General features: G+C 37.7%; 11 protein-coding genes and 1 tRNA gene. 8 read left to right on the plus strand and 4 right to left on the minus strand.

The window, feature by feature from the left end; genetic code table 11:
- Window positions 1–79: 79 nt before the first annotated feature.
- From QA584_RS02935 to QA584_RS02945, 3 genes are all read left to right on the plus strand, one after another.
- Window positions 80–883, plus strand: coding sequence for an amino acid ABC transporter substrate-binding protein (locus tag QA584_RS02935; RefSeq protein ID WP_278273008.1), 804 nt, complete (start codon window positions 80–82; stop codon window positions 881–883).
- A 661-nt stretch (window positions 884–1,544) separates the two neighbouring features.
- A complete protein-coding gene (locus tag QA584_RS02940; RefSeq protein WP_278273009.1) occupies window positions 1,545–2,195 on the plus strand; it encodes an amino acid ABC transporter permease in 651 nt (216 codons plus the stop codon).
- Window positions 2,196–2,208: 13 nt separating this feature from the next.
- On the plus strand, window positions 2,209–2,967 hold the full coding sequence (locus tag QA584_RS02945) for an amino acid ABC transporter ATP-binding protein (protein ID WP_278273010.1): 759 nt from the start codon (window positions 2,209–2,211) through the stop codon (window positions 2,965–2,967).
- A 416-nt stretch (window positions 2,968–3,383) separates the two neighbouring features.
- Here QA584_RS02945 and QA584_RS02950 read toward each other — a convergent pair whose 3' ends face one another.
- Window positions 3,384–4,208 (minus strand): glycerophosphodiester phosphodiesterase family protein, encoded by an 825-nt coding sequence (locus tag QA584_RS02950; RefSeq protein ID WP_278273011.1) that lies wholly within the window; start codon window positions 4,206–4,208, stop codon window positions 3,384–3,386.
- Between the two features lie 34 nt (window positions 4,209–4,242).
- On the minus strand, window positions 4,243–5,526 hold the full coding sequence (locus QA584_RS02955; protein WP_278273012.1) for an MFS transporter: 1,284 nt from the start codon (window positions 5,524–5,526) through the stop codon (window positions 4,243–4,245).
- A gap of 339 nt (window positions 5,527–5,865) precedes the next feature.
- Here QA584_RS02955 and QA584_RS02960 point away from each other — a divergent pair, with 339 nt between their 5' ends.
- On the plus strand, window positions 5,866–7,569 hold the full coding sequence (locus QA584_RS02960; protein ID WP_278273013.1) for a S8 family peptidase: 1,704 nt from the start codon (window positions 5,866–5,868) through the stop codon (window positions 7,567–7,569).
- Between the two features lie 97 nt (window positions 7,570–7,666).
- Here QA584_RS02960 and QA584_RS02965 read toward each other — a convergent pair whose 3' ends face one another.
- The gene (locus QA584_RS02965; protein ID WP_278273014.1) at window positions 7,667–8,539 is read right to left on the minus strand and encodes a YbgC/FadM family acyl-CoA thioesterase; all 873 of its coding nucleotides are present in this window, start codon (window positions 8,537–8,539) and stop codon (window positions 7,667–7,669) included.
- 504 nt (window positions 8,540–9,043) lie between these two features.
- On the opposite strand from QA584_RS02965, the gene QA584_RS02970 reads away from it, so the two are divergent.
- Window positions 9,044–9,115 (plus strand) — tRNA-Gln (locus tag QA584_RS02970).
- Between the two features lie 247 nt (window positions 9,116–9,362).
- On the opposite strand, the gene QA584_RS02975 is transcribed toward QA584_RS02970, so the two are convergent.
- A complete protein-coding gene (locus QA584_RS02975; RefSeq protein ID WP_278273015.1) occupies window positions 9,363–10,643 on the minus strand; it encodes a LysM peptidoglycan-binding domain-containing protein in 1,281 nt (426 codons plus the stop codon).
- A 331-nt stretch (window positions 10,644–10,974) separates the two neighbouring features.
- On the opposite strand from QA584_RS02975, the gene QA584_RS02980 reads away from it, so the two are divergent.
- The 3 genes from QA584_RS02980 (at window position 10,975) to QA584_RS02990 (ending at window position 16,029) form a co-directional block, all read left to right on the plus strand.
- A complete protein-coding gene (locus QA584_RS02980) occupies window positions 10,975–12,732 on the plus strand; it encodes a sensor histidine kinase (protein ID WP_278273016.1) in 1,758 nt (585 codons plus the stop codon).
- A gap of 58 nt (window positions 12,733–12,790) precedes the next feature.
- Window positions 12,791–14,281: a response regulator transcription factor gene (locus tag QA584_RS02985; protein WP_278273017.1), complete on the plus strand. Its 1,491-nt coding sequence runs from the start codon at window positions 12,791–12,793 to the stop codon at window positions 14,279–14,281.
- 134 nt (window positions 14,282–14,415) lie between these two features.
- Complete coding sequence (locus tag QA584_RS02990; RefSeq protein ID WP_278273018.1) at window positions 14,416–16,029, plus strand: extracellular solute-binding protein; 1,614 nt, start codon at window positions 14,416–14,418, stop codon at window positions 16,027–16,029.
- The last annotated feature ends 23 nt before the right edge of the window (window positions 16,030–16,052 follow it).

The following is a 16,052-nucleotide window of genomic DNA, read 5'->3' on the forward strand; positions in this document are numbered from 1 at the left end:
ATGCTACTATTATGTATGCTTATTAAAAAGGGCAGTATAATTATTCAGATAATTATGCTGAATTATGGAGGTTAATGAAATGAAAAAAATTGTTAAGTTGCTTGTTATGACAATGTTTCTTCTTATTTTGGCAGCAGGTTGTTCTAAGAAAGACAGTGCGGATACATCTCTGGAGGATATTATAGCAAAAGGGAACCTGATATTAGGACTGGATGACGCATTCCCTCCTATGGGTTTTAAAGATGATAATCAGGAAATCGTCGGTTTTGATATTGATGTTGCGAGGGAAGTCTGCAAACGTATGGGGGTCGAACTTAAAATTCAGCCAATTAGCTGGGATGCCAAAGAACTTGAGCTTTCTACGAAAAATATTGACTGTATCTGGAATGGTATGACCTATAATGAAGACCGTGCAAAATCCATGACGCTGACGATGCCATATATGAAGAATACCCAGGTAGCCGTTGTTCTGGCTGATAGCAGCATCAATACCTTGAAAGACTTAGCAGGTAAAACTGTAGTAATCCAAAATGGCTCTACTGCATCAGATGCCATCGATGCGAACAAGGAATTTAAAGATTCATTAAAAGATCTGGTTAAGGTAGATGATAATGTACAGGCACTTTTAGACCTGAAAGTATCCGGTTCTGATGCCGTAGTAATGGATGAGGTGGTTGCCCGCTATTATACGGAAAAAGAGGCTGGCACCTATAAAGTTCTTGATGAAACTCTTGCCAATGAAGATTATGTGGTAGGTTTTAGAAAAGGTGATAAATCACTTTGCAAGGAAGTAGAAAAACATCTAAAAGAAATGGCAGCGGACGGCACTTTGGCTAAAATCAGTGAAACCTGGTTTGGCAAAGACCTTACTACAGTAAAGTAATCAGGAAAAATAGTAGTATAGAATTGGTAGATTAAGAATAAAAAATAGAAAGATGCAATGAAAAAGTAATCGACTTTACAATATGAATAATTAAGTTGCTATGAATAAATCATAAAAAGCTAAATCATAAAAAGCTAAACCATAAAAAGCTAGATCAAATCATAAAAAGCTAGATCAAATCATAAAAAGCTAGATCAAATCATAAAAGCTAGATCAAAACATAAAAAGTAAATCAAATCATGAAAAGTAAATCAAATCATGAAAAGCTAAATAAAATCATTAAAAGCAGTATTTAAAAGCAATACGCCTGTTTATTAAGCTGTTTCCCTCATATTTTTAGATAAAATATAAAAGTCTGACCATTTTTGTGTAACATGCATGAAAATATGGTCAGATTTTTATTATGTACTTTTATAAGTGTCCAAAGATAAATGCTCTAAAGATTTGCAGTTAGTAAAAAAGTGGTCAGTAAAAAGTGGTCATAAGAAGTAGGACAAAAGCAAAATTGGATAAGTAAGAAGGTCAGAAGGAAAGTAGATTAATAGACTAAAAGATATAAGTATAGCTCCAAAACATTTTATTGTAATGATATATTACTTCACTAATGCAGTAAAGTGTGCTATAATAGTAAGGTATTTGATTTAACATAAGGAGGATAACTATGTCTCAGGAAACACTTCTTGAACTACTTAAAATAATGGGGGCTGCGTCTCTTGTTACCATAAAAATATTTGTACTTACTCTGGTTTTTGGGCTGCCGCTTGGCTTGCTTGTATCCTTTGGAAGAATGTCAGGACATATCCTAATCAGTGGTCCGGTCCGGTTTTACCTGTTAATTATGAGAGGGACACCACTAATTCTACAGTTATTTTTCTTCTTTTATTTTCCGCATTTTGTGTTTGGAAATACCCTTCCCAGATTCTGGGCCGCTATTGTTGCAATGTCGATTAATTATGCGGCTTATTTTGCTGAGATTTACCGCTCCGGGATTGAATCCATGCCAAGGGGGCAATATGAGGCAGCCACCGTGTTAGGTTTCAGCAAGCAACAGACTTTTTTTAAGATTATCCTGCCTCAGGTTATCAAAAGAATTCTGCCTCCTATGAGTAATGAATTTATGACACTGGTAAAGGATACGGCGTTAGTCAGTGTTATCGGTGTCGGCGAAATCTATGATCTGGCAACAGATACCATGTCCCGGGTGGGTTCCCTGATTCCTTTAATTATGGCAGGAGCCTTTTATTTAGCCATGAATAGCGTGGTATCAAAATGTTGTTCCATAGCGGAGAACAAAATGAGTTATTATCGATAAGTGGAGGCTTTTCATGAGTATATTAGAAGTTAAAAATTTGGAAAAGAGTTTTGATAAATTACAAGTTTTAAAAGATATATCTTTAAGTGCGGATAACGGTGAGATTATCTCCATAATTGGTTCCTCTGGTTCCGGTAAATCGACTCTGTTACGGTGTCTGAACCGTTTAGAGACAGTTGATTCCGGCGAAATTATAGTGGATGGCGATACAATGGTGTCTACCGTTAATGGTAAAAGTATATATGCTGGTGAGGATATATTAAAGAAAATCAGGATGAAAACTGGTCTTGTATTTCAGAATTTCAACTTATTTCCTCACTATGATGTGCTGCGAAATATTACAGAAGCACCGGTTTTTGCCGCAGGGATTCCCAAAGATGAGGCAGAGAAAACTGCTTATGGCTTACTGGAACAGCTCGGTTTAAAAGACAAAGCAAAGGCATATCCTTACCAGTTATCCGGCGGACAATCCCAGAGGGTATCAATAGCCAGAGCACTGGCATTAAAACCGAAGATCTTGTTTTTTGATGAGCCTACTTCTGCACTGGACCCGGAACTTACAGGGGAAGTCTTAAAGGTTATCCGCTCTCTGACCAGCCTTAATATGACGATGATTATAGTAACCCATGAAATGGATTTTGCCAGAGAGATATCCGACCGCATGATTTTTATGGATCAGGGAGTAATTGTGGAAGATACCACACCGGCAGATTTATTTAATTCTGATAATGAAAGAACGAAAGCATTTCTAGGTAAATTTCATGAATCATAAATATGATTTGAGTATCAGAAAGTCTCTTGACGTGTATTTTATGAATACGCTCGTGATGAATACGCTTGTGATGAATACGCTTGTGATGAATACGCTTGTGTTCATTCAAAACTCAAAATAAACTTATTGCACACGAATCAAATATTCTTAGATTTATTTTAAAAAAAATCCACTTTATGCTCCTTCTCTATACCTGTCATTGGTATCAGAAGGGAGCAACTTGGATTTTATAGGTTATTATTATAGAGTATTAAAAGGTTATGTTAGCAGAAGATAATATAACAAATGCTATTATCAAAGCTATTAACAGAAACTATTATAACGACTGGTTAACAAAGATCATTCAAAAAAAGTCTATTTTAAAATGATTATTTTAAGTTATTTCTTAGTTATGTCATTCTGTTTATTTTTCCCACTTATTCCTGAGGCATAAAATGATCAAAAATAAAATAATCGAAACAGTTCCGGCTTTCATTTAAGCCCTCCTGGCTCTTTATGGTCCAGGCAAAGGCAGGGATTCTGTATAAGTTGCGGCATAGTTTAAAGGAAATCATATTACGGTGAATATAGTTATAGGAGATAAAATCTGGTTTTGTTATAAAATTAAGCATCATATTCTGCAAAATAAAATACAATATGGCACTTCCTACCTCTTTATCCTTAATTAGATTACTTGCCAATTGCCCCCGCATAATCTCCGGACGTCTCTTTTTATACCAGAACAATACCAGCGGATTAAAGGATTCTATACAGTACAGTCCGTTATAGCGGTCTAACATAGGAGCCGTTATGCTGCATACGGAAGTATCGTGAAGTTCCACCTTAAATTCTATAATCAGGGGAACCTGACCATTTACCATATCCAGTACAGACTGTAAGGAAGGTATCCGTTCCTTGGATTGATATAAGGTCAGTTCCTGTAATTCTGCAAAGGTCAGTTCCCTGACCTTTTTATCCACACCACATACCCGTTTCAAATTATAATCATGAAAAACCACAGGAATTTTATCCTTTGAAAGCTGAACATCCATTTCAATCCCATATTTATGGCTGACAGCGAGTGAAAAGGCAGCCATGGAATTCTCAGGTGCTTCGTTTTGGTGTTGATGAAGTCCCCGGTGGGCATAATACTTTCTCCGCCAGCGGGTCAGGTCGTGCCTGCCCCTGACCTTTGGCATAATAGCCAGTAAATATAAAACCAGAATCAGAACAATAATTGCAAATGTAATATAAAACCACATAGTATCCTCCAAAGTAGTCACATTGCTGCCAGGTTTAATCGTCTACGTCAAAGTGTTCCAGGGCACTCCTTTTTTTAGCCGGTTTGGAATCACCATGTTTTACGCAGAGCATGGTACAAAAAGAAAGTATGGAAAAACAAAAGGAGTAAGGAAAAAGTGTCCGGTAAGATATATGCTCCAGTAAAATACCTGACAGGATAGGAGTAAATATCTGTGCCGACATGGAAAAGGTATAATATAGTCCGGTATATTTGCCTACCTCGGATCCCCGGCTCATCTCTACTACCATGGGATAGGAATTAACATTAATGGCAGCCCAGCCGATGCCGGTAAAAGCAAATATTACGAAGACTCCGGGGGAAAAGGAAGTAAACCAAAAGCCGGAGAAATAGGACAGGGTCATCAGTAGTATGCCACCAAGGACAGTCTTCTTTCGACCAAACCTGCCTGATAGAAAGCCGATCGGCAGATAACTTAAGGTAGCTGCTCCAGTTGCCACTAAAAGGGTATTGGCGAAACTGCCGCCCTGAAGACCCCAGACTTTATCCGCATATCTAGTAAAGGCAGTGGTAACAGCATTATAAGCCGTAAACCATAAGAATACGGAAGCAAGTATGAATATCAGACTGCGTTTTACTTCCCTGGGTAAAGCGCCTGCCGGAGAAAGGGAAACTTCCTGTTCCGGTTCCAAATAGTCTGAATTAATTTTCTCATTTTCTTTCACCAGTTCATTTTCCCGAATTGTGATAACCAGCAAGGAAACAGCTACAATCATAAGGATTGCAACGGTTATATATATCGGTATGTAATTAGGATGATTTACTTTGGGGATTAATATACTTGACATGATCAAAGTAAATATGGCACCTAAAGTTCCCATTAAATTAATGATGGAATTGGCACTGCTTCGTAAAGGTTTAGGTGTTACATCCGGCATCAGTGCCACAGCCGGAGAGCGATATGCTCCCATTGCAACTAAAACCACTCCCAGGGAAATAAAAAATAATACAAAACTGCCCAATTGATCGGCAACCGGGATAATAATCATGAAAATAACTGCAAAAATCGTTCCTAGAATTATAAATGGAGTACGTTTTCCAAGCCTGGTATGGGTTTTATCAGACAAAGCACCAAACAGAGGCAGTAGAAACAGGGCTAAAACATTATCTAAGGCCATAATCGCTCCGGTCATTGATTCTCCCAGACCAAAGGTATTAGATAAAATCAAAGGTATCAGATTGTCATACAGCTGCCAGAAAGCACATATGGACATAAAGGCAAATCCGATAAAAAAGGTCCGCTTATAATTTAACTTCATTTAAAAAAGCTCCCCGCCCTTCCTAGTTTTTTCTTTATTATAGCATGGGCAGGATTTGGTTACAATGTGGTAAGTGCTAATTTACAAAATATTAACGTAGTATCAAGATATTACAGTAAAAAGGGGTGAAGGAAAAGAGCCTCTGATTATTATTAGCAGTTGCAGCAACGATATACTGCTCTTACTGCCGGCATATTTATTGGTATAAAGCTCTTATGAACAGTATGAAATTTTAAGGCTTGAAGCGTGTTATAATTCAAATTAAGAACCGGAAGTTAGAATATTAGCGGTTCCCAATCATATATATAAATTAAATTGATATTTAAAGGATGAATGATCTTGGATCAAGATTGCGGTGAACGGATTTATAGTGAAGATTATGCGGATTTAATGATCGAATATCGCAGGTTCCCGGAGGAACTTACCAATATTCCAAATAGCTGTTCTAATATAATTAACGATACCTATGCTATCGTATATGCTCCAATTAATCAATTGCCAAACAACCTGGTACAGACGATTGGATACAGTGTTTATCCCAATTTATACGGATTAGCCGATACTGGCAGCTTAGAAGCATCCGGCATAACAAGACTGCGGAATATACCAAACTTTGATCTGAGAGGGCAGGGGGTTTTAGTTGGATTTGTAGATACTGGCATAGATTATACCCATCCGGCATTTATTAATGCAGACGGAACATCAAGAATAATTTCAATTTGGGACCAGACAATACAGACAGGTCCGTCACCGGCAACCTATTATTACGGGACGGAATATACCAGGGAGGAAATTAATGTAGCACTTGCCAATCCAGATCCAAGATCCATCGTACCATCTGTTGACGAAATTGGGCATGGTACTTATTTAGCAGGGATAACAGCAGGGAATCCAAGTCTTGAGAATAATTTTTCAGGAGTGGTACCATCCTCTGAGATAATAGTGGTCAAACTAAAACAATCAAAACGTTTTGTCCAGGAATTTTTTCTGGTACCGGAAAGTGCAGTGAGCTATCAGGAATCGGATATTATGTTTGGAGTCCGGTATTTAATTGAAGCAGCAAAGGAACTAAACCGGCCCATTGCTATTTGTATCGGCTTAGAATCTTCACAGGGTTCCCATGATGGGCGGGGAGCTTTAAGCAGTTACCTCTCTCTTATGGGGGATCAGGAAGGGATAGCAATTGTAATCGCAGCAGGAAATGAAGGAAATACGGGACACCATTTCAGAGGAGTCATTGAACGAGGGGGACAGCAGTCTCAGACCATAGAGTTACGGGTGGGACCTAATAATCCCGGATTTACTATGGAGTTATGGGGGGACTCACCGGGTACATTTTCGATAGATATACTTTCCCCTACCGGAGAATATATACCAAGAATACCGGCAAGAATCGGTGAGACAAGAGTAATCCGGTTTATATTTGAAGAGACCGTCATTAATGTGGATTATGTCTTATTGGAGCAGCAGACAGGGGATGAACTGATTCTGATGCGGTTTGTTAACCCTACGGAAGGAATATGGCGTTTTCGGGTTTATTCGGCAGGGGATCTGAATTCGACCTTTAATATCTGGCTTCCGATTGAAAGTTTTTTGGCCAGTGAAGTTTATTTTGTTCAGCCAAGTCCGGATTATACAGTAACTTCTCCTGGTAATTCGGTTGTTCCGATTGTAGTAACGGCATATGATTACACTAATAATAGTTTATATTTGAATGCAAGCAGAGGGTATACCAGAATAGATACGATTAACCCGAATCTTGCAGCACCTGGGGTCAATCTGGTAGTACCGGCACCTGGGAACACCTACACCACTGCCTCGGGAACCAGCCTGGCTGCAGCCCATACAGCGGGGGTAGCGGCTATGTTATTGGAGTGGGGCATTGCCACCGGTTATTATTCCTTGCTTGACAGTGTGGAAATTAAGAACCTGTTGATTCGTGGAGCCAGAAGAGACCCTAATAATACATACCCAAACAAAGAATGGGGTTATGGAATTTTGGATGTATATAATACCTTTGCAAGTTTAAGAGGAGATCAGTGACGGCTTTTTTGATTCTTGTTGAAAAGGGGACAAACAGCATATAGAGTGCTTAAAAAACGCATCATCTGGCAGAAAAGTCAGACAATGCGTTTTTTAATTAATTGATCCAGGATACAAGAATATCGTATACTTCTTTAAAATTTTTCTTTATATTAATCGGTTTAAATTCCTTATTCACAAAACAATGTTCCGATTCGCCGGAGGCTTTTAAGGAGTGGGTCTGTGCATCCAGGATATAGTACCGGATATTCATTTTAAAGCCGTTAAAGCTAGTGATTTTTGGTAAAATGATTACTTTATCATTAAAGTGTACGGAGGACTTATACTGGCAGGTCACACTAAGAACGGGGATTAATATGCCGTCTTCCTCTAATCGATCATAACTTAAGCCGATTTGCTCCAGAAAATAAGTCCTGGACTCCTCAAACCAGCGGATATAATTGGAGTGATGGATTACTCCCATCTGATCTGTTTCATAATACATGGCTTGTCTGGTATAAGGTTTAAGTAATTCACCCGTTACCACATTGGTAGAGATAGCTTCATCCATAAGGTCACTGCTAAGGCTTGAAGCCGCGGTTCGGGGCGGCTCAGCAGGTGATTGTCCAGAAGGTGATTGCCCAGAAGCGGATGGCACAGGGCTTTGCGTGGCAGCCGCTGGATCAAATGATTTAAGAGCAAGAAGGACATTTTGAATATCTGCGGGTGTGAAGGAATCAATGGAATCACCAGACGCGTTTTCCCCAGCATCAGTATCAGGAATCCCGGGTGCTTTAAAGATATCAGTATTTAAATTTGCAGCGGTAACAATTCCGGTATCTGTTGGATTAAGGGGTTCCAGTATTCGATCGGCAGCAGTTACTTCACTGCTAGCCGCTGCTTCGGTGATAGCATCGCTGCTATCTGATGTTTTATTACTATCAAAAGCTTTAAAGGTATCTATTAAATTGTTTCTTAAACTCTTTTTCATATATACTCCCTTTGCATATCGCAGGTTTCCTTGCGATTACTGCCACATACAAAACAGGTTGAAAGAACCGTAATGTATGGCATCCTTTCAAATGTTATATTTCTTTCAACTATATACCCACTGCGTATCGCAAGTTCTCTTGCGATACGGCTGCCAATAAACATACTCCATGGCATTTTCCTATGGGATAATAGTAGCATTTACTTTTAATAAATTCAACTTAAATTTTAACCGGCTTATAGTTCAGGTAATGGTGGAAATTGTATGGCAGGCGTATGCATTCTAAACGAAGTATTTTATTTCAGTATTTTTTGATCTTCAAATATGCTTATTATAGTGAAATATTGGTATTTTACCCAACCAAAAATTTGATAAATGGAAGTTGTTGAAATTATTTCAAAATTTTTAAAAATTTTACTTGAAATCTGCTTTTACATGAGTTATAATATCATTCGTGGCTGACGAACAGCTAGTACTTAGAGCCACAAAGCAATTATATATTGATGGGCTATCGCCAAACGGTAAGGCACTGGACTCTGACTCCAGCATCTCAAGGTTCGAATCCTTGTAGCCCAGCTAATGCAGTAAAACATAGGTTTTCTGCACATCTCAGAGTTTCTGTAGTAAAAGATTAGGTACTGGATCATTCCTATTAAATTAGGTAGTCCAGTGCCTTATTTTTTATTCTGTTTTTACAGAATTTTCAGCAATATTCCGTAGGTTCTGGAGTAATTATAACAGTATGGGAAAGAACATAAAAGCACTGTCATTTAACATTTAGGTGTTTCGCTTGTCATTTTCTAGCTATTTAAAATACGAATATTTAAACAATAACTTTTTCAATTTCATATTGAGAATTAACAATTAACCATAATTGAGGATTAAAAACAGTTATATTCCATATACTTATCCCTTTAAGATTATATTTTGATACCAGATCTAATATAGCATTAATGGTTCGGGAATTAATAAACCATACAACATGATTTACAAATTCATTTGTAGTATAAATAAAATAAGGGGTTTGAGACACATCATCAAATTGTATAGTTGCTTCATATTCTTTTGCAAAATCATTAACGTTATCAAACGAGATAAGATTTACGTTAGAAATACCGGCTACATAAGGCAACTCCCAGTCATAGCCCAGTGTTGCTATTCCTATAATTAATTTGTCAGCCGAAATATAATTAAGTACATACTCCAAAAACACTTCTGTTTGATAAACAGAGGTAATCGGTGAGGGTGGATTAATGCTAAACGCCCATTCATAACTTGTAAATATTATATTTTGTGCTAATCTGTTAATAATGGAATAATCTACTTTTTGAAAGGTTACTTCGTTATTTACCAGATTGATATTGGGGTTAATTGTAACAAATACTTGATATCCTTCGCTGTTCAACCTGTTTGTTACCTTTGTAAAATAATCTTCATATAGCTGGATATTAGCTAAATTAATGTATTGTAATGAAAGATTTAAGCCGTAATATCCTTTTGATTTTAAAATCGTTAATATATTTTCAATCTGTCTATTTTGGAAGTCTTCGTTTAAAAGTATGCTCGTATCCACTACTAAATTTGCTTTACCTTGAATGGTTAATGTAGTCAATAACATAAGTGGGGCTACACCATAAGATTTTGATATCTGTATGATATCTGTATCGTCATAGTATGATATTATTTCTCCTGAATTTGTAGCAGTATAGTTCAAAACAGAAATGTATGTTAGATATGGTAAAGTTTTTCTTAACGTAGTTTTATTAATGGTAGGGACAGTATTTCCATGTGTTGTTAGTAATCTTTTTCTGATGTAACTAATAACAATAGTATCACCTGGATATAAATACTCTCTATCCGAAAGGTAAGGATTGTTAGCTAATAATTGAATTACTGAAACATTATAACTATTAGCGATATTTAATAAAGTGTCTCCCTCCTTTACTGTATAAATAGTTTCTGGTTCTGGTATAACTATAGATTGACCGACTACTAAATTATCAGAGATAAGTCCGTTATCTTGTATAAGCTGATCTGCGGATATTCCGTAATATTCTGCTATTGACTGAACGGTATCGTCAGATTGAACGACATGAATTATCATATTAAACCTCATAAATATAATTATAATAAATATATGAAATCGAGTAGAAAAAGTTTATACGTAGTGATGTATGTAATTCCTTTTGTGAGCTGCCAGAATTTTAAAAGCTACAATCTTAACACTCTCGGAAGATAGAATCAGGAAGATAAGGATTTAATGGAATGAAAAGGAACTGTGCTCAGACAGACGAAACTGTTGCATAGTTCCTTTTTTGTTTTACCCGGTATTGTTAAAAAACTTGTATTAAGTCAAATCGTATAATAAAATGTAGAAAATAATAAATTACGTTATTAGATTTTAACAAGTCCTTATTCCGCCAAAGGAGATACTCATGAAGAAGCGCATAAAAGATTTAAGTATCCAATCAAAGATTCAAGTAATCTGTATCATTATAGCAAGCAGTGTGGTATTAATATCCTTTCTTGCTTTTTACCAGCAGACCATGAAAAACGTTATGAATACCGCCAAGCAGTATATGAATCAATACATCTCCTTTTCCGACAGTGAATTCACAGATATGCTCAATAATGCGAAGCGACTTTGTCTGACGGTAGCTATGGACCGCCAGGTTATTTCCCCGGTTCTAAAAAAGCCAAGCAAAGAGGCCTCCTATGAAGCTTATCAGGAAAAGAAAATGATTGGAAGTTACCTCTCCGGATTAATATCCAATGAGGAATATGTCAAATATATCTCAATTATTACGGATAAAAACGGTATCTTTACCTCGGACGGAACCAGCTTGTATTTAAAAGATATTGATAAACGGTGGTATCAGGAAACGGTGAAGGAAAATAAATTAAAAGTCTATGTATTAAATGATGATAATGAAAAGGGTATCGTACTATGCAGACCGATCTTGTATAAACAGAAATGTTACGGTGTTGTAATTGTGTGGATGGATTATGACAGCATCATCGATATTTATGATACGGAAGTATTAAAGGACGTTGATTTTTTCATCTTTTCAACGGAGGGAAACTTGTTTTATCAAAAAAATGCCGCCCTGCTTAATCCGGACAATGAAAAAGAGGTCAGCGCTTTGTATCATAATAATCAGACCATTATTAACCTAAAGGGCCGGGATTATTACTACCTTGAATATAAATCCAGTGATATTGGCAAGACAATCAGTCTCATACCAATTGACAGACTGACCAAGGATGCCAACAAATTACGGATTATTTTTGCGGTTATCATGGTGCTTTCCATTCTGGTAATCTTTGTGATATCTAAATTCTTATCCGCAGAAATCTGTAAGGATATTCAGCTGCTTCATAACAGTATGAAAAAAGTAGAAGAGGGCGATTTAACAATCCGGGCAGTTGTCCAGTCCGAGGATGAAATCGGTAAAGTTACCAATCGCTTTAATCAAATGATGGATCAAATCAACATGTTAATTAAAGAAGTCCAGGAAAAAGAGGAGGGAAAACGTGAGGCTCAGCTTAATGCCCTGGAGGCACAGATTCAGCCCCACTTTCTCTATAATACCCTGGCAAGCATACAGCATGTTGCCCATATGAGACAGGAAACTGAAATTGAAGAAGTATCCAGTGCACTCTCAGAACTTCTGCGCAGTGTCCTCAATAACCGGAATGAATATGTTACTTTGTGGGAGGAATATGAGTATATTGAAAATTTTATTAAGATAGAAAATTTTAAATTCCGGAATCAGTTTGAAATCTTATGGGATGTAGAAGAGGAAATCTGGCTGTATCATCTGCCAAAGCTGATTATTCAGCCAATCGTTGAAAACTCCATTATTCACGGAATTGTAGATATGGAAAAGGGCGGTGTCATTAATATTAAAGCATACCGGGAGGAAGAGTTTGTTATTATCCAGGTCATCGATAACGGGAAGGGAATCTCTAAGGAAACCATCGAGAAGCTCGAGAAAGAAATACAAAGGCATGATAAATTAGGCTTCCGTCAGGTTGGGATTGCTAATGTATTTAATCGAATCCGGTTATTATACGGTGAAAAATATGGAGGTTCTATCTACAGCTATGAAAATGCATTTACCTGTATCGAGATGCGCTTCCCGGGCAGGAAAGATAAAGAGGTTTCCGGTGTTTCACTTTATGAGGTTTAAAACGTTGCCAGCTTAAAACATTACCAGCCTAAAACATTATTGCGGAAAGGATTACCCGATGAGAGTTATTATTGTAGATGATGAAAATGTATTCCGGGATTATATAAAAAGTATGGAGATATGGCAGAAAGGTGAATATAAACTTGCCGGGGAGGCAAAAAGCAGTAAGGAGGCTCTGGAACTGTTAAGGTCCTCCAAAGTGGATATCGTTTTAATGGATGTCTGTATGCCCAATGAAAACGGGGTTTACTTATCCACTCAGATTGCCCATGAATTTCCCAAAGTCGCCATGATAGCAATAAGCAGCTATGATAACTATGATTATGTCAGGGATATATTAAAAAACGGAGCCTTTGATTATATACTAAAAAACCGGCTGACCGAGGAAAATCTGGAAACAGCCCTGAACAATATTACAACGGATAAGAAGCAGATCTCACAGGTGCAAAAGAAGAATCAGGACAGAAACACCTTAAAAGCATGGATTGAAAAAGGAGAACGGTTAACGCTGCAATGGGAAAGAAAAAGAAAAATGTATCTGATTGGAACATTATCTAAGCTGGAGGATATGGAGGAAACCATAAAAACGAATTATATAAAAGGGATTTTAACCATATTAGAGGAAAATGATGCCACCGATAAAGAGCTGGTCGCCAGCTATTTTCATAACGGGTACTTTGTGGTTATGATCTGTTATACGGATTTTACCTCGGAGGCAGAGCTTTTACAGCAGACGGAAATGATTAAAATAAGGGCATTAAACAATATCCAGCGTATATTCCATATCAGTCTAAAAATTCAGGTATGCCCCCAGATGTCTTCGGAACATGCACTTCTTTCGTATATACGCCACTGCTTTCATGGACCCGAAACGCCGGGTGATAAGGTCAGTAACCTGACCCTGTCATTAAACCAGAGAAAATGCCTCTATATTGCCTTGGAATCTGACAACATAGAAATTGCAGCAACTTATATTGAACAGATTTATGGTGATATCAAAGAGCAGGAATACGGCAAGATTATGATGACCACCGCAGAACTGTTTGATATTCTTGAAAAGGCCTGTATGGATGTAAATATCAATCTGGATTTTATCCCAAAGAACGAAGAACTATATGAATATGTAAAGAGAAAAGATAAAGAAAATCTAGTAAGCAGTATGATCGGATTGTACCGGAATGCCTTAAAGGAAATTGCGGAACACAAGATTACTTACAGTGAGAAGGTTAAGGCAGCAATTAATTATATGAACCATAACTTTGAAAAAATAGTCGGAATGAGTGAAGTATCCGATGCGATTGGGGTATCCGGTTCTTATCTTAGCAGGATTTTTCATGTTGAAACGGGGAAAACTTTGATTAATTATTTGAATGAAATACGTATCGAAAAAGCAAAGAGCTATCTGCAGCTAAATAAAATACCGTTAAAGCAAGTAGTTACCTTGTGCGGTTTTAAGAATTACTCCTATTTTATGAATGTATTTAAGGAGTATACCGGGAAAACCCCGAAAGATTATCAAAATGGGATAGTCCAAAACAGCAAACAATAGGCGGTTATGTAATCCGATCCTATCCTCTGTTCAAAAAATTGAATAAGAAAGTAAAAAAAGTATACAAAATCAATGATCCGCGGTACCCAATAATGATTATACTGTTACTATCATAATTTAAGAGGAGGTTACTTATGAGAAAGTGGAGAGTTTTAGCAATTCTACTGTGTATTACATTAGGTCTGACCAGCTTAACCGGCTGTAAAAAGTCCGAGGGCAGCAAGGAAACAGACGTACAAGGTACAACGGAGGGACAGGTTAAAGACAACAGCAGTGAAGCATCATCATCCAATTTGAACCAGACGGGTTTTCCTATTGTGAATGAACCGGTAAGCCTGACGGTGTTTGGTGCCAGGGACCCCAATCAGGCACCCTGGAAAGATATGAAGTTTTATCAGGATTATGAAAAAATGTCCAATATCAAACTCAATTTTCAGGAAGTACCAAATGACGGCTTTGTAGAAAAAAAGCAATTGGTATTTGCTTCGAATGAATTACCGGATGTGTTTATCCGCTGTTCCTTTACACCGGCAGAAATTACCCAGTATGGTGTAGAAAGTCAGCAGTTAATCCCATTGGATGACCTGATTGAACAATATGCACCGAATTTAAAGAAATTAATGGAGTCAGATTCCACCATCAAAGACGGAATTACAGCGTCTGATGGTCATATCTATACCCTTCCCGCAGTGGATTTGAGTGAATCCGGGCATATTTCCTTTAAACAGTTTATTAATACAAAATGGTTAAAGACAATTGGAATGGAAGTTCCGAAAACGACAGAGGAATTAAAGGCGGTACTCCAGGCGTTTAAAGAGAAAGATCCCAACGGAAACGGTGAACAAGATGAGATACCTCTTGGTATCCGGGATACGGATTCTGTTTATACCCTTGGAGGCTCCTTTGGTCTTGAGCATCAGATGAAGGATACCTATAGTCTGGTGGATGGTAAGTTACATAACTGGCTTGGTGATGAAGAATTCAAACAATATCTTCAATTCTTAAATGAGCTGTATACCGGCGGTTTACTATGGCCGGACTATTATAAAAACGATCTGGCCTCCTGGAGAAGTAATCTTGCTTCAGCAGCTTATGGAGTAATGTACATGCCTTATACGGATGTATTTAAAAATGTTGAGGACCAGTATGAAGGATTTGATGCCTTAACCGGACCGGGTGGCAGCAGTATATGGGCAGATGCCAATAATAGTGACGCGGTAATCGGAGCATTTGCAATCAGTAATAGCTGCAAAGACCCGGAAGCAGCAATGCGGTGGGTGGACTATTTCTACAGTGAGGAAGGTTCTATCTTCTGCCGTTACGGAGTGGAAGGAGATACTTTTAATTATGATGAAAGCGGAGTACCCCAGATTAGCGCGGAGATTGCCAATGCAGAAGAAGGATTTATGACTGCACTTGGTAAAATCAATCTGGTTCCCGGCGGCGGCTTCCCCTCCCTTATTACCGATAAGACAGATGGAATCGTAGCAAGCCAGAAGACAAAAGATGCAGCTGCTTTACTAAGCGATAACCTTCCAGGTACCATTGTGCCAAAACCTGCCTTAAGTATTGAAGACGGAGAGCGTGCCAATGCAATTGAACAGGATTTGTTTACGTATCGAAATGAAGCGGTTACGAAATTCATCATTGGTGAATGGGGCTTTGATAAATGGGATGATTATTGTAAAACACTTGAAAAGACCGGTATAAAGGAATTGGAGACAATCTACAATAATGCAATAAAGTAGACCTTTGGGACTGATACGTTGTC

Source organism: Anaerocolumna sp. AGMB13025, from assembly GCF_029689925.1.
GTDB lineage: Bacteria > Bacillota > Clostridia > Lachnospirales > Lachnospiraceae > Anaerocolumna.